The organism is Porticoccus sp. GXU_MW_L64, from assembly GCF_052983295.1.
Map to the genome: position 1 here is coordinate 401,536 of NZ_JBRKJK010000001.1, position 14,699 is coordinate 416,234.

The 14,699-nt window shown below is 55.1% G+C and carries 13 protein-coding genes; 3 read left to right on the forward strand and 10 right to left on the reverse strand.

Going from position 1 to position 14,699, the window contains the following annotated elements:
* The first annotated feature begins 10 nt into the window (after positions 1-10).
* Complete coding sequence (locus tag ACVBEJ_RS01835; protein WP_447127879.1) at positions 11-1,582, forward strand: sigma-54-dependent transcriptional regulator; 1,572 nt, start codon at positions 11-13, stop codon at positions 1,580-1,582.
* A 132-nt stretch (positions 1,583-1,714) separates the two neighbouring features.
* On the opposite strand, the gene thrC is transcribed toward ACVBEJ_RS01835, so the two are convergent.
* The 4 genes from thrC to xerD all read right to left on the reverse strand — a co-directional run bounded on the left by thrC (position 1,715) and on the right by xerD (position 6,339).
* Positions 1,715-3,106, reverse strand: a complete 1,392-nt coding sequence (thrC, locus tag ACVBEJ_RS01840) for a threonine synthase (RefSeq protein WP_447127880.1) — start codon at positions 3,104-3,106, stop codon at positions 1,715-1,717.
* Positions 3,103-4,416, reverse strand: coding sequence for a homoserine dehydrogenase (locus ACVBEJ_RS01845; protein ID WP_447127881.1), 1,314 nt, complete (start codon positions 4,414-4,416; stop codon positions 3,103-3,105). Before ACVBEJ_RS01845 ends, thrC begins: the two co-directional genes overlap by 4 nt.
* Positions 4,417-4,573: 157 nt before the next feature.
* A complete protein-coding gene (locus ACVBEJ_RS01850; protein WP_447127882.1) occupies positions 4,574-5,323 on the reverse strand; it encodes a DsbC family protein in 750 nt (249 codons plus the stop codon).
* Positions 5,324-5,451: 128 nt separating this feature from the next.
* Positions 5,452-6,339 carry a site-specific tyrosine recombinase XerD gene (gene xerD, locus ACVBEJ_RS01855; RefSeq protein ID WP_447127883.1) on the reverse strand — a complete coding sequence of 296 codons (888 nt, stop codon included), beginning with the start codon at positions 6,337-6,339 and terminating at the stop codon, positions 5,452-5,454.
* 44 nt (positions 6,340-6,383) lie between these two features.
* Between xerD and ACVBEJ_RS01860 the strand changes: the two genes are divergently transcribed.
* Positions 6,384-6,908, forward strand: coding sequence for a GNAT family N-acetyltransferase (locus ACVBEJ_RS01860; RefSeq protein WP_447127884.1), 525 nt, complete (start codon positions 6,384-6,386; stop codon positions 6,906-6,908).
* A 164-nt stretch (positions 6,909-7,072) separates the two neighbouring features.
* On the opposite strand, the gene rplS is transcribed toward ACVBEJ_RS01860, so the two are convergent.
* The 5 genes from rplS to ffh all read right to left on the reverse strand — a co-directional run bounded on the left by rplS (position 7,073) and on the right by ffh (position 11,024).
* The gene (rplS, locus tag ACVBEJ_RS01865; protein WP_447127885.1) at positions 7,073-7,435 is read right to left on the reverse strand and encodes a 50S ribosomal protein L19; all 363 of its coding nucleotides are present in this window, start codon (positions 7,433-7,435) and stop codon (positions 7,073-7,075) included.
* Positions 7,436-7,551: 116 nt separating this feature from the next.
* Positions 7,552-8,298, reverse strand: a complete 747-nt coding sequence (gene trmD, locus ACVBEJ_RS01870) for a tRNA (guanosine(37)-N1)-methyltransferase TrmD (RefSeq protein WP_447127886.1) — start codon at positions 8,296-8,298, stop codon at positions 7,552-7,554.
* A 63-nt stretch (positions 8,299-8,361) separates the two neighbouring features.
* On the reverse strand, positions 8,362-8,904 hold the full coding sequence (gene rimM / locus ACVBEJ_RS01875; RefSeq protein WP_447127887.1) for a ribosome maturation factor RimM: 543 nt from the start codon (positions 8,902-8,904) through the stop codon (positions 8,362-8,364).
* Positions 8,905-8,938: 34 nt separating this feature from the next.
* On the reverse strand, positions 8,939-9,193 hold the full coding sequence (gene rpsP / locus ACVBEJ_RS01880) for a 30S ribosomal protein S16 (protein WP_447127888.1): 255 nt from the start codon (positions 9,191-9,193) through the stop codon (positions 8,939-8,941).
* Between the two features lie 385 nt (positions 9,194-9,578).
* Positions 9,579-11,024: a signal recognition particle protein gene (ffh, locus tag ACVBEJ_RS01885; protein ID WP_447127899.1), complete on the reverse strand. Its 1,446-nt coding sequence runs from the start codon at positions 11,022-11,024 to the stop codon at positions 9,579-9,581.
* Positions 11,025-11,338: 314 nt separating this feature from the next.
* Between ffh and ACVBEJ_RS01890 the strand changes: the two genes are divergently transcribed.
* The gene (locus ACVBEJ_RS01890; RefSeq protein WP_447127889.1) at positions 11,339-12,151 is read left to right on the forward strand and encodes a cytochrome C assembly family protein; all 813 of its coding nucleotides are present in this window, start codon (positions 11,339-11,341) and stop codon (positions 12,149-12,151) included.
* Positions 12,152-12,494: 343 nt separating this feature from the next.
* Here ACVBEJ_RS01890 and ACVBEJ_RS01895 read toward each other — a convergent pair whose 3' ends face one another.
* Positions 12,495-14,414, reverse strand: coding sequence for an alpha/beta hydrolase family protein (locus ACVBEJ_RS01895; RefSeq protein WP_447127890.1), 1,920 nt, complete (start codon positions 14,412-14,414; stop codon positions 12,495-12,497).
* Positions 14,415-14,699: the final 285 nt, after the last annotated feature.

Sequence of the window (14,699 nt, forward strand, 5' to 3'; positions counted from 1 at the left end):
ATGAGACTCTATGCGTCTACTGGTCAGCTGTAAAAACCGCCCCGGCATTGCCTTGGAAATACTCGATACCCTGTCCCGCCATCATATCGACCTGCGCGGCATCGAAGTCAGCAAAGGTGGCCAGATATTCCTGCGCTTCCAAAACCTGGATTTCGACACACTGCAAAAGCTGATGCCGGAAATCCGGCGCATTGGCGACGTCACGGATGTGGTGCGCGTGCCCTATATGCCGCTGGAACGCGAACAGAGTGAGATTCATACCCTGCTGCACACCCTGCCAGACCCGGTTATTTCCATCGACCAGCAAGGGGATATCAGTGTTGCCAACGGCGCTGCCTTAAGCCTGCTAAAACTGGATATGGAAGAAGCCAGAGGCAAACACCTGAAACAGTGGCTAAAGGGCTTTAACCTGGCCCAGTGGCTCAACAGCCCCGGCGAAGTCAATTGCCAGCTGGAGTTCGCCGGCTACCCCTACCTGGCCAACATCAACCCCATTACCCTGAGCACCGACAATACCTTTGCCGGTGGCGTGGTGGTGTTTAAGGATGCCGCCCAGCTGGGTCGACAAATAGCCGCCTGGAACAAGCACAGCGGCCATTTTGAATTTATTCAGGCCAAGAGCCCACGCATGAAACGCCTGCTGCGCCAGGCCAAGCGCATCGCCGAATTTGACGCACCACTGCTGATCACCGGAGAAACCGGCACCGGCAAGGAACTGCTGGCCAGAGCCTGTCACCAAAACAGCCTGCGCAACGAACAACCTTTCCTTACCATTAACTGTGCCGGCCTGCCGCAAGACGCCGCCGAAAGCGAGCTGTTTGGCCAACAAAACGCCGATGGCAGTATCCACAAAGGGGTGTTTGAGGTAGCCGACGGCGGCACCGTATTTATGCAGGAAGTCGCCGAGCTGCCACAAAGCCTGCAGGCCAAATTTCTGCGCCTGCTGCAAGACGGCAGTTATCGCAGGGTGGGCAGCGAGCAGGAGTTACACAGTAAAGCCAGAGTGATCTGCTCCACCCAGCAAGACCTGTACACAGCCTGCGAGCAAGGGGAATTTCGCGACGACTTGCTCTACCGCCTCAGCGCTTTGACCCTAGACATCCCGCCCCTGCGAGAGCGCCACGAAGACATCATGCCCCTGGCGCGTCACTTCCTGCGCCAGTACAACGCCGCCAGCCGCAGTCGGCTGCATCTGTCCGATTTATCGCGCACCGTTCTGGAAGGCTATTCCTGGCCCGGCAATGTGCGCCAGTTGCAAAGCGCCGTGCAACAAGCGGCATCGGTGGCTCAGGGAGTGGTGATCGAACCGGAGAACTTTCAACTGCCCGGTTACACCGAGGAGTGGGGCCTGGTGAATCGGGAACATGTCACCACCCTGGACGCCGCCATCAAAGGCTTTGAGTCGGAGCTGTTGCAGCGCCTCTACCCTGCCTATCCCTCCTCACGCAAACTGGCACAACGGCTGGGTATTTCCCATACCGCCATTGCCAATAAACTGCGCGACTATGATATAGGTAAGAAAGGTATTGGGAAGAACAGCACGGACAAAAAATCTGGAACTGTCAAAAACAGTCGTAAATAGCAGGTAGGATGGATTAGCCGAAGGCGTAATCCACCTGTTACGGCCAACACTTGATGACAATAGCATTATTGTATTGAGATGAGTTGGCGGATTACGCTGCGCTAATCCGCCCTACGGGGCTCTGTAGACAGTTTAGAGTCGCTTGGCTACAAACTCCTGAATAGTGGCCAGGTTATTGGGTTGTACGCTGTATCGTTCTTCGCGCTCAAACAAATCCGCCATATGGTGGGGCAGCGGCGGGTCTTGGGGGTAGCCGGCTTTGCGTACCGCTTCCGGGAATTTGGCGGGGTGGGCGGTGGACAGGCAGACCATGGGTACATTGCTGTTGCTGCGACAGGCGCGGGCGGCGTCTACTCCGGTGGCGGTGTGGGGGTCCAGCAAATAATCGCTGTTGTCGTATTCGGCGGCGATCACTTCCACCATGCGCTGGTCGTCGCAACGGTAGCTGGAAAACAGCTGTCGCGCTTTTGCCAGAGCGGTTTCATCCAGTGACGCCTGGCCTTTATTGAAATCCGCCATCAGCTGGCGAATGGCACTGCCATCGCGGTTGTACAGGTCAAACAGCAGGCGTTCGAAGTTGCTGGAAATCATGATATCCATGCTCGGCGACAGACTGTGTACCAGTGGCTGCTTACTGAAGTCGTTGTTGCTGATACAGCGGTGCAACACATCATTGGCGTTGGTGGCAATCACCAGTTGCTCGATGGGCAGACCCATTTGTTTGGCGATATAACCGGCAAAAATATCGCCAAAGTTGCCGGTGGGCACGCTAAAGGAAACCGCGCGATGGGGGCCACCCAGCGACAGGGCCGCGTGAAAATAATAAACAATCTGGGCCATGATGCGTGCCCAGTTAATGGAATTCACCGCTGCCAGTTGGCGGCCTTCCGGAAGGAAGGACTGATCGGCAAAACTGGCTTTCACCATATTCTGGCAATCGTCGAAGTTGCCTTCCAGTGCAATATTGTGGACGTTGTTTTCCAGCACCGAAGTCATCTGGCGGCGCTGCACATCCGACACTCTGTTATGAGGGTGCAATATAAAAATATCGATATTGTTGCAGTGCTTGCAGCCTTCGATAGCGGCAGAACCGGTATCACCGGACGTCGCTCCCATCACCACCACTTTCTGACCGCGTTTTTCCAGCAGGTGATCGAACAGATTGCCGAGAAATTGCAGGGCAAAATCCTTGAACGCCAGTGTGGGGCCGTGGAACAGCTCCATCACCCACAGGTTGTTTTGCAGCTGCACCAGAGGTGCGATGGCACCGTGGCGGAAGGTCTGGTAAGAGCGGTCAATAATGTCCTTCAACTCGACATCGCCAATCTCGCCATCCACAAACGGCTTGATAACTTCAAAAGCCAACTCGTTGTAGGGCAGCCCGGCCCAGGAAGCAATTTGCTCTTTGCTGAACTGGGGGATGGTTTCTGGCACGTACAGTCCGCCATCGGTGGCCAGGCCGGTGAGTACCGCGTCTTCAAAACTCAATGCCGCAGCCTGACCGCGGGTGCTGATGTAATTCACTGCAATAACTCCACTCGAATGCGCTGCACAGCACCGGCCACTTCCGGTAACGCCTCAATTTTTTCGATGGCTTTCAGCATCACCCCTTCGCGGGCTTCTGCAACCAGCATCAGTACCGGCACCTGGCCGTCCCTGATTTCAGACTCTTTTTGCACCAGGGATTCGATATCCAGATCGTATTCGGCCATCACCGCAGTAATGTTTGCCAACACACCCGGCTGATCCTTCACGGTCAAGCGCAGGTAACTGCCACAAACCGCATCTTCGATGGCCAGCACTTCCGGTTGGTTTGGGTGCAAGGCGTTATAACCCAGGTGACCACCGCGCCCATGAATGCCTTCGCCACCGGTGTCGACCGTGCGCGCCAGGTCAACAATGTCAGAAATCACTGCCGAAGCAGTGGGTTCGGCACCGGCACCGGCACCGTAGTACAGGGTTGGGCCAACCGCATCGCCGTACACGGCAACCGCGTTCATAACGCCATTGACGTTGGCAAGAATCTGACGCTCCGGCACCAATGCCGGGTGCACACGCAGTTCCACGCCAGAGGCGCTTTTACGGGCGATACCCAGGTGCTTGATGCGGTAACCCAGTTCCCGGGCGTAGGTGACGTCCTGGGGTTCAATTTTGCTGATGCCTTCGGTGAACACTTTGTCGAATTGCAGAGGAATACCAAACGCCAGCGACGCCAGAATGGTGAGTTTGTGGGCGGCGTCGATGCCTTCCACATCAAAGGTAGGGTCCGCTTCGGCGTAGCCCAACTCCTGAGCCTGTTGCAATACAGTGGCAAAGTCGACGCCTTTGTCGAACATTTCCGTCAAAATAAAATTGCCGGTGCCATTGATAATGCCCGCCAGCCATTCAATGCGGTTGGCCACCAGGCCCTGGCGCATGGTCTGAATAATGGGAATACCACCGGCTACGGCGGCTTCGTACAACACCGCAACACCCTGCTGGTCAGCGGCGGCAAAAATGTCGTTGCCGTGCATGGCAATCAACGCTTTGTTGGCCGTCACTACGTGCTTGCCATTGGCAATCGCCTGGTTCACCAGATCAAGGGCGGTGGTGGTGCCACCTATCATCTCGACAACAACGTGCACATCGGGATTATTCACCACATCGAAAATATCCCGGCTAACCTGCACACCAGAGGTATCGCAGTCGTCGCGGTCCCGGCGCGCGCCCACCTGAATGATGTCTACGGGAATACCCGCGCGGGCTTTAATGTCTTCTACATTGCGACGCAATACATTGAAGGTGCCGGAACCCACGGTTCCCAGCCCACAGATACCAATATTGAGCGATTTCAAGGTGCCTCCTGAGGCAGCGGTAAAAACGGGCAAAGACCTTACCACAGGGGCATATGCTGTCAATTACGTATTGGCAGTATTTGTTTAAAAGAATGGAATATTTGGTATTACCGTCATCCTGAGCGCAGCGAAGGATGACAATCGTGGGCTATAGCGCTTACAGCCCCAACACTTGCCCCAAACGAGCAGCTGGAAGGTAACCGGGAATCAAAGTGCCATCGTTCAGCACCATAGCCGGGGTACCGGTCAGCCCCAGTTTGGCCACCAGTTCCATATGGTTGGCAATGGCCGGAGTATCGCAATCCAGGCGCGGCAAGTCATAACCGGCCTTGGAGCGATCCATCGCAGCCAGGCGATCTTCCGCGCACCACACGGAGGTGATTTTGTGCTCTGACTCGGAATCCATCCCAGCGCGGGGAAAGGCCAGGTAGCGCACTTCCACGCCCATGGCATTGAGAGCGGGAATTTCCTGGTGCATTTTGCGGCAATAGCCACAATCGATATCAGTAAAAATATGCACCACCGCCTTGACATCACCCTGGGGCTTGTAGACCACCATATCTTCCAGCCTGGCCGCCTGAATCAGCTGCTTGCGAATGGGCGCGTATACGCTGTCCAGCCACTTTTCAATACCGCCGGGGCGGGTTTTGTGCAGATCACCCTGAATAAAATAGCTGCCATCTGCGGAGGTGTAAATGCTGGGCCCACCCACCACCTGCACGTGGTACAAGCCGTCGATGGGTGTGGCAATGATGTTGGTAAAGTTCAGGTCCGGGCGCCATTTCTTAAGGCCGGCAATGATTTTGGCTTCTTCCTGCTCAGTCACTTCTGCATGAGCAACTTGTCCATAAACAAAGAATGCAGTCAGTGAAAACAGCAACACAGTCAATAAGCGAACAAACTTCATAGGTATATCCATGTTAATAAAGCAAATGTTAGGGGGTGTAGAAGAACGCATCTGTTTCCGGCAAGATTACCTTATATAACTGATGTAAACCGTGCGCGGGGCACAAACCCGGAGCTGGGTGGAAACCTCTATCCCCTCGGATGATGCCTCGCATGCAACTCCTGCATTCGTGCATTGGCGATATGGGTGTATATCTGGGTGGTGGATAAATCGCTGTGCCCTAACAACAACTGCACCACCCGCAAATCAGCGCCGTGGTTAAGCAGGTGGCTGGCAAAAGCGTGGCGCAGGGTGTGGGGCGACAGCGGCTTGCTGATTCCCGCTGTTGTCGCACATTGTTTGATACGATGCCAGAAGGTCTGACGGGTCATTTGCTGGCCGCGAGTGCTGGGGAACAGCACATCGCTCTGGCGGCCATTGAGCAAATCCGAGCGGCCGTGGCGCAGGTAGCGCTCCAGCCAGTCCTGGGCTTCTATTCCCAACGGCACCAGGCGCTCTTTGCTGCCCTTGCCAAATACCCGCACTACGCCCTGGCGCAAGTTCACTTGCGGGATGGTCAAGCTCACCAGCTCCGACACCCGCAGGCCGCAGGCGTACAACACCTCCAACATGGTGCGGTCGCGCAGGCCGATGGCCTGATCCAGATCCGGGGCATTCAGCAGTCGCTCTACATCTTCTTCCGTCAGAGTTTTTGGCAGCGAACGCCCCAAGCGAGGGTTATCAATATTGTTGGTGGGGTCCTGCTGCAAATGGTTCTCGCGCACCTGATAGCGATAAAAACCCCGCAAACAGGACAGCATTCGCGCCATGGAGCGGACCGACAAACCCTGCTGTTGGCGATGGGCCAGGTAACCCTCAAGCTGACCTCTCTGGGCATGCAACAACGGGCTCTGTAACCAGGCGGCAAACTGCATGAGATCGCGGCGATAAGCGGCCAGGCTGTGCTCACTGAGCCCCCGCTCCATCCACACCGCATCCAGGTAGCGATCAATAAGCTGTTGGTTATCTATCGACATGGGTGCTACTTTACACGGCACTCAGTAATGGAAGCGAGTTGAAAATGAAACAGCCCCTGGAAACTGACCGCCTGATTATTCGCCCCATGGTGGAGAGTGATTTCGGTGACTATCTGGCTTACGCCCAGGATGCCCAAGTCATGGCCTTTATCCACGAAGTGGGCACCGTGGATGAAATTCGCCAGCACTTCAATGGCTATATGGCCCCCTGGAAGGGAGAGGAAAATATCTGGATGGGTGCTGCCGTCACCCTCAAAGGCAATAGCACCTTGATTGGCGATATCGGTTTTCGCTACCGGGACAAGGAAAGCGAAATTATCGAAATCGGCTACAAATTCAGCCGCCACCACCACGGCCGCGGTTACGGCCATGAAGCCATGGCAACCTTTATTGAGTTGATCAAGCGGGATTGGCCAGTTCACAAACTGGTGGCCTACGCGGACCCGGACAATACCCCGTCAGTGCGATTGATGGAAAAGCTGGGGCTGGAAAAAGAGGGTCACTTTACATCCCATTACAAGCTGGGCGGGCGCTGGACCGATGAAGTGGCTTATGGGTTGGTGGTTTAAAGCTGCTGGCTTCTGGCTACGGGCAGCGAGCGGGCAAACCGTCATCCTGAGCGTAGCGAAGGATGACGGTTACGCTGGATCTGCGCGCAGATCGAAGCTGTTAAGCAATGAAAAAGGGGTGACTAAAAAGCCACCCCGTTTACGTACACAAAAAAGCGGAAAACTTATTTGTTATCCAGCTTCTCTTTAATACGTGCAGAACGACCGGAGCGCTCGCGCAGGTAGTACAGTTTGGCCTGGCGCACGTCACCGCGGCGCTTGACTTTGATGCTGTCTACCAGCGGGCTGTAGGTCTGGAAGGTACGCTCTACACCGATGCCGCTGGAGATTTTGCGCACGGTAAAAGCGGAGTTCAGGCCGCGGTTGCGTTTACCCAGTACCACACCTTCGAACGCCTGCAGACGCTCGCGGTTACCTTCTTTTACTTTCACCTGAACAACAACAGTGTCGCCCGGGGCAAAAGCGGGAATTTCTTTGGTCATTTGCTCTTTTTCGAGCTCGGCAATAATCGGGTTCTTACCACTCATGGTTCGCTCCTCATTTGTTAATGGATATAAATGTCACTCTTTTTGAGTAGCGCTGCGCTAAAGAGGAAGTTCCCTGCCTGACGGCAAAGCGCTTCATTCGCCAGCTTGCGAAGATGTCAATCGGCCTGTTGAGCCTCGATCTCCGCCAATATTGCCTGTTGCTCATCGCTGAGCGGCAGGTCTTTTAACAACTCTGGCCGCCGGGTCAGTGTCCTTTCAAGGGACTGACGCAGCCGCCATTGTCGAATCTTTTCATGGTTGCCGGACAACAATACATCCGGCACCGCAGCCTGGTATTGGCCATCCATTACCGGGCGCGTGTAGTGGGGGCAATCCAGCAAACCCTCGGCAAAGGAGTCTTCCAGCGCCGAATCCTGGTGTCCCAGTACCCCCGGCAGGTGGCGGATAACCGCATCCATCAGCACCATGGCGGGCAATTCACCACCGCTGAGCACGTAGTCACCAATGGACCACTCCTCATCCACTTCCTGTTGGATCAGGCGCTCGTCAATACCTTCGTAACGACCGGCCACCAATATCAGCTTGCTCTCTTTCACCAGGGTATTGACACCCTGCTGGTTGAGCACCCTGCCCTGGGGAGACAGATAAATAACCTTGCTGCCGTCCCCTTGCCACTGCCGCGCCGCATCAATGGCCTGGCGCAGTGGTTCTATCAACATCACCATGCCGGGGCCGCCACCGTAGGGGCGATCATCCACGGTCTGGTGCTTGTCGTCGGTAAACTGGCGGGGATTGAAGGTTTTTACCTCCAGCAACCCGTTGCTTACCGCCCTGCCGGAAATACCGTAGTCGGTAATGGCGGCGAACATTTCGGGAAACAGTGTTACCAGAGCTATCTTCACTACTGCCTCACCGTCACTTGCCAGGGTATCTGGTGGATTACGCTTCGCTAATCCACCCTACCATTAAAAATCCGGGTCCCAGGCAACTTCAATTTCACCGGTTTCGCGATCAACATTGAGCACGAACTGATCTGCATAAGGAATCAACCGCTCTTTGCGATCCAGGCTGTCACCGTTGCCTTTTATCACCAACACATCGTTGGCACCGGTTTCCAACAGCTGCTTTACCACACCGAGGTTTTTGCGCTCACCGTTGTGTACGCTGATTGCCGTTAACCCTTCCAACTGGTGCCAGTAAAACTCGCCGCCAGACAGTTCGGGTAATACGTCTTTGTTAACCGCAACGTTCTGCTGGCAGTAACTGCGCGCTTCATCCCGATCATCAAGGCCGGCAATATGCGCAATCAGGCCTTTGCCCTGCTTGCGAAACTCGTCGAACTCGATTTCTCTCCAGCCCCCGGGGGTTTTTAACCACCAGGGGCCGTATGTAAAGAGATTTTCACGGGGCTCTGTAAAGGAGTTTACCTTTACCCAGCCTTTCACCCCGTGGATAGAAACAATTCGGCCAGCAACCATCCGCTTACTGTCGTTTGATGCCGGGCGCATTGTTCCCCTTCAGGCGCGTAAACGCCTTGGTATCTTATGCCTGGGCCTGTTGGCCAGCGTCTTTAATCAGCTGGGCAACACGGTCAGAGGGCTTGGCGCCCTGGCTAACCCAGTGGTTAATGCGTTCCAGATCAACACGCAGGCGTTCTTCATTACCGCGAGCGGTGGGGTTGAAAAAGCCAACGCGCTCGATAAAACGGCTGTTGCGGGCGTTGCGACTGTCGGCGACGGTCAGGTGGTAGAACGGGCGCTTTTTAGAGCCGCCACGAGCCAAACGAATGGTTACCATGTAACTGTTATCCTGTACAAAACGGGGCAAAAACCCCTTATAAATTAACGAGATAGACCAACAAAAACAAAACCCGGGCCAAATAAATCCGAGCCGTCTATCTCCGAAAGGCGCGGCATTATACGTATTTGTGAGGGATAAAGGAAGGCTTCGGGTTGCGGGTTGCGGGTTGCGGGTTGCGGGAAACGAGCAGATCGAGCGTAATTGTCATTCTGAACGCAGTGAAGACAAATTGACAGGAAAGTCAATTGGGCGTCGAAGACGGCTCGGAGAGTCAAGCACCAAGGATGGTGCGAGTCAATCTCGTGGTTGAGATCCTTCACTTCGCTCAGGATGATGGCGTTCTAGCAACCTGCTCGCGACCCGTAGCCCGCCACTCGCAGCTTTATTTTTTCTTAAACGGCAACCCACCCGGCATTCCGCCCATGGGTGGCAAATCGCCGCCACTCAAACCGCCCATTGGCGGCATTCCACCAGGCATATTGCCCATACCGGGCATACCGCCCAGGCCGCGCATCATCTTGGCCATGCCACCGCCTTTCATTTTCTTCATCATTTTGGCCATTTGCTTGTGTTGCTTGATCAGGCGGTTCAGGTCTTGAATGGTGGTGCCGGAGCCCAGGGTAATGCGGCGCTTGCGGGAGCCGTTAAGAATATCCGGGTTGCGGCGTTCCGCCGGGGTCATGGAGTTGATCAGTGCTTCCATTTTGCCGAACTGTTTGCCGGCATTGGCCTGCTCCATCATCTGCGACATATTGCCCATGCCCGGCAGTTTTTCCAACATGCTGCCCAGACCGCCCATGTTCTGCATTTGTTGTAACTGGTCGCGCAGATCTTCCAGGTCAAAGCGCTTGCCCTTCTGTACCTTTTTAACCAGTTTCTCGGCTTTCTGGCGATCGACCTTCTGCTCGACTTCTTCGATCAGGCTGAGCACATCCCCCATGCCGAGAATGCGCGAGGCAATCCGATCCGGGTGGAACGGTTCCAGGGCATCGGTTTTCTCGCCCACACCGAGGAATTTGATCGGCTTGCCGGTCACCTGGCGCACCGACAGCGCGGCACCGCCTCGGGCATCGCCATCCACTTTGGTGAGGATCACACCGGTCAGCGCCAGGGCATCGTTAAAGGCTTTGGCGGTGTTCACCGCGTCCTGACCGATCATGGCGTCGATCACAAACAGGGTTTCCACCGGGTTCAGCACTTTGTGCAAGTCCTGAATTTCCCCCATCAGCTCCTGGTCGATGTGCAAACGACCTGCGGTATCCACAATCAGCACATCCGCGTGCTGTTCTTTGGCGGCTTTAAGAGCGGCTTTGGCGATGGCCTGGGGTTTTTGATCCGCCGAGCTGGGTTGGTAACCCACACCCACTTCACCCGCCAGGGTTTCCAGTTGTTTGATGGCCGCCGGACGATAAACGTCCGCACTGACCACCATCACTTTTTTCTTTTCCCGCTCGCTGAGGTGCTTGGCCAACTTCGCCACCGAGGTGGTTTTACCGGCCCCCTGCAAGCCCGCCATCAGAATCACCGCCGGTGGTTGCACCGCCAGATTGAGGGATTCGTTGCTCTCTCCCATGGTGATTTCCAGCTCGCGCTGGACAATTTTCAGGAACTGCTGGCCGGGGTTAAGGCTGCTGCTCACCTTTGCGCCCACAGCGCTCTGCTTTACCTGTTCAACAAACTGCTTCACCACTGGCAGGGCAACGTCCGCTTCCAGCAACGCCATACGCACTTCGCGCAGGGTGTCTTTAATGTTGTCTTCACTGAGCTGGGCTTTGCCGGTGACTTTTTTAAGAGTTTGCGACAGGCGTTCGCTGAGATTTTCAAACATGGCCATTGAGGGATCACTGCTGTATTGAATTCAAGGGCGGGGAGTATAGCGTGATGCACCGCTACGCGGTAGCTGCGGGCTGGGAAGATCATGTCGTCATCGCGAGGAGCAAAGCGACGCGGCGATCTCATGCCAGGCACTCCGGACCAAGGAGATTGCCGCGTCGCCCTGCGGACTCCTCGCAATGACGGGGTTTCCCGCAACTCGCAACCCGCAACAGCGCGCAATGCGCACTTATTGATAACCCCTCGCATCTGCAAGGCAACTGTGCGACACTCGCCTTGCTATATATAAGGATGAGATACCGCACAACCATGAGCACTTTGTACGCTGGCTATGGGGCCATTGCCCTTTACATTTTTGCCTTTTTTTACCAGGCGCAAAAAGTGCGCGCCGCCAGCCACAGTAACAGCAGTTCACCGCTGCACAAGGGATGGCTGCTGGCCATGTGTGCCCTGGCAATCGCCACCCATGGCTTTACCGCCTGGCAGTTGTTGGCCAGCGCCAACGGCCTGGATTTAAGCCTGTGGCGGGTCAGTGCCGCCATCTTTTTTGTGGTGAACCTGATTGTGTTGCTCAGCAGCCTGCGTAAACCCTCACACAACCTGTTTCTGTTTTTACTGCCCATTACCATCCCGGTACTGGCCATTGCCCTGGTGAGCAGTGCCGGCAGCACACAGAGCCAGCCCGGTACTGGCACAACTGTGCATATTCTCAGCTCCATACTGGCCTACAGCCTGCTGACCATCGCCGCTTTCCAGGCCATGTTGCTGGCTTACCAGAACTGGCAATTGCGCCACAAGCACCTGAAAGGCTGGGTTCGCGCCCTGCCGCCACTGGAAACCATGGAAGCGCTGCTGTTTGAAGTGCTCTGGGCCGGGGTGATTTTGCTGAGCCTGGCGCTGCTGTCCGGATTTCTGGTATTTGAAGATTTGTTTGCCCAAAATCTGGGGCACAAAACCGTGTTCTCGCTGGCGGCCTGGGCAATCTACGCGGTGCTGCTGTGGGGCCGCCATGTAAAAGGCTGGCGCGGCAACACCGCTATCCGCTGGACACTGATCGGCTTTATCGCCACTGCCCTGGCCTACTGGGGCAGCAAGTTCGTCTATGAGGTATTGCTGGGGTAAACCCCGAGCCGTCATTGCGAGCAAAGCGAAGCAATCTCCGTCCAGTTGCTACCACACTTGCAAAGCCCTCTGCCACACTGGTCGAGATTGCCGCGGCCTGCGGCCTCGCAATGACGTGAGGGATTTACTGTCATTGCGAGCGCAGCGAAGCAATCTCCATCCAGTTGCCACCACACTTGCAAAGCCCTCTGCCACACTGGTCGAGATTGCCGCGGCCTGCGGCCTCGCAATGACGTGAGGGATTTACTGTCATTACGAGCGCAGCGAAGCAATCTCCATCCAGTTGCCACCACACTTGCAAAGCCCTCTGCAGTATTGGTGAAGATCGCCGGGCTTTGGTCACTCAAGGCGGGTTGTGCTGCTGCAAAAAACGATCAATGGCTTGCAATGTTTTCAGCCGGGTCGCACTGGTGGACAGCCAGTGGTCCTCCCCCTTCAGAGTCACAAGCTCCACCGGTTTTTTCGCCTTCTTCAGCCGTTTGAGCATACGCTGGCTCTGGCCAAAGGGCACCACCGAATCGTCTTTGCCGTGAATCAACAGCACCGGCGCCTGAAAGCGGTCGGCAAAGTGGCTTGGGGATATATCTTTCAACCAGTCGTGCCCCTTCTGCTCGCCACCGGTCAGCCGGTTCCAGTAGTCGATGACCCAATGACTGGTGCCGAGGCGCAACCTGGCGTCGCCCAGCATCGTGGGAATATCGGTTACACCATTGATGGCCACCACACAGCGGTACAAATCCGCTGAAAAGGCGCCACCGGCCAGTGCCGAATACCCCCCATAAGAGCCGCCCATAATGCACACTCGTTGCGGGTCAGCCTGACCACTCTGCACCAGGGTCTGCACGCCATCGCTGACATCGTCCTGCATCTTACGGCCCCATTCGCCATTGCCCGCCTCACGAAAATCCAAGCCAAAACCGGTGGAGCCACGAAAGTTCGGTTGCAACACCAGGTAGCCTTTACTGGCAAGATACTGCGCCAACCAGTCAAACCCAAAACGGTCGTAGGCCGCCGGGCCGCCGTGGGGCAGCGCAATCAGCGGCAGATTTTTGCGCTTTGTTTCATCAGTCGGGTAAGTCACCACCGCGGTAATATCCAGGCCGTCCCGCGCCTTGTAGCGAATTGCTTTTTGTTCGCCAACACCAACCACTGCCGGATATTCCGACAGCAGTTTCGACAGTTTTACCGACTCTGTATCAAACAGAAAAAAATTCCCGGCGTGGCCACCGCCGCTGACTTTGATAATGATTTTTTTCCAATCGTCAGTTGCCGACACATAACGGACATCGCCATTGGGGAAGGTGCTATTCAGGCGCTCGAACAAGGCCAAGTGCTTTTTGTCTTCAAAGTCGTAACGGGTAACAAATCCGCTGTATTCAACCCCAAGAAAACTCCGGTTAATATCTGTGTGCACCGCTTCAATATCCACCCCAGCCACATCCGTCAACGGCCCGGTCAGCGAGCCGTCTTCCAAACTGATACTGAATAGCTCTTTGTGTTGATTCTGCCCCAAAGAAATCAACTTTTTGCCATCGGCGGACACAGCCTGGGGGCCAACCAGCGGAGCTGTATCGGTTTTGCTGTATACGCTTTTCCACTCCCCGGACAGCTTCGACAAAATGCGGTATTCGCGGTTTTTCTCGGAATATTCCTCTCTCGCTAATACCTGACCTTGATGATCCAAAAACCAGTTTCTGGTGGACTTCGAGCCTTTGGCATAAACCTGCCCGCGGCCGGTTTTCAGGCTGACCCGGTACAAGTTGTAACGAAGATCTTCGTCGTGAGCCGGCATAAACACCTGTTCTTTTTTTGCGTCGAAACCCACAATCAAACCCAGCCCGATTTGTATTGGGTACAGATTGCGAGTACCCCGAAGCAATGTTTTTATCTTGCCCGATGCCAGGTTGTAGGCCAGCACACCAGTGATTTCCAAAGGCGCACCCACCGCATTGGCGCGGCTGGTAATAGAACCGTAAATCAGCACATAGTCATCGGAAATAAAAGCCACATCGCGGGCCTTGAAATGACTGACATCCACCGCTGCCTGGGGCTTGGCGGTTTGTGCATCGGCAACCACCATATAGTCCTTTACCCCCTCCCGGCGAATAAAGGCGTAGCGCTCACCGTTCGGCGAAATGGACAACGACCGGTACTTGGGCAGCAGTCCGTAAGCTTCAATGGCTGTAGTTTCGGCAAATAGCGGCTGAACAACAAACAGGAAAAAGAGGGTCAGGAAATAACGAACGAGGGTTTTGGCTGGCATGGTGTTTCCTCCTTGAATTTAGGTGGTAGAGGTTTTGGGGTTTTCTTTATTTATGGCACTGCTGTTTACGCAATGGAGCATACAATGAAAATATACAGCCAAAAGACAGCAACTGGAATCAACTGTAACGATGCGAGCACGTATGAAGGATAAATATTTACTGAAAGGTAGTGTTCATAAATCTGTGTCATTTCCTTACACTGAAAAATCAGGAGATGACTTATGTCCAAAGAAATCAACTTCGACGTCAATGAAGCCCTTGCTGCCCTGCGCGCAGGCAAGGAT

What these genes read in the sequence shown, in the direction of transcription:
- rpsP (WP_447127888.1), bottom strand. Translation starts at nt 9,193, where the DNA reads ATGGTAACCATTCGTTTGGCTCGTGGCGGCTCTAAAAAGCGCCCGTTC.
- ffh (WP_447127899.1), bottom strand. Translation starts at nt 11,024, where the DNA reads ATGTTTGAAAATCTCAGCGAACGCCTGTCGCAAACTCTTAAAAAAGTC.
- ACVBEJ_RS01850 (WP_447127882.1), bottom strand. Translation starts at nt 5,323, where the DNA reads ATGAAGTTTGTTCGCTTATTGACTGTGTTGCTGTTTTCACTGACTGCA.
- ACVBEJ_RS01860 (WP_447127884.1), top strand. Translation starts at nt 6,384, where the DNA reads ATGAAACAGCCCCTGGAAACTGACCGCCTGATTATTCGCCCCATGGTG.
- rplS (WP_447127885.1), bottom strand. Translation starts at nt 7,435, where the DNA reads ATGAGTGGTAAGAACCCGATTATTGCCGAGCTCGAAAAAGAGCAAATG.
- rimM (WP_447127887.1), bottom strand. Translation starts at nt 8,904, where the DNA reads ATGCGCCCGGCATCAAACGACAGTAAGCGGATGGTTGCTGGCCGAATT.
- ACVBEJ_RS01890 (WP_447127889.1), top strand. Translation starts at nt 11,339, where the DNA reads ATGAGCACTTTGTACGCTGGCTATGGGGCCATTGCCCTTTACATTTTT.
- xerD (WP_447127883.1), bottom strand. Translation starts at nt 6,339, where the DNA reads ATGTCGATAGATAACCAACAGCTTATTGATCGCTACCTGGATGCGGTG.
- ACVBEJ_RS01895 (WP_447127890.1), bottom strand. Translation starts at nt 14,414, where the DNA reads ATGCCAGCCAAAACCCTCGTTCGTTATTTCCTGACCCTCTTTTTCCTG.
- ACVBEJ_RS01835 (WP_447127879.1), top strand. Translation starts at nt 11, where the DNA reads ATGCGTCTACTGGTCAGCTGTAAAAACCGCCCCGGCATTGCCTTGGAA.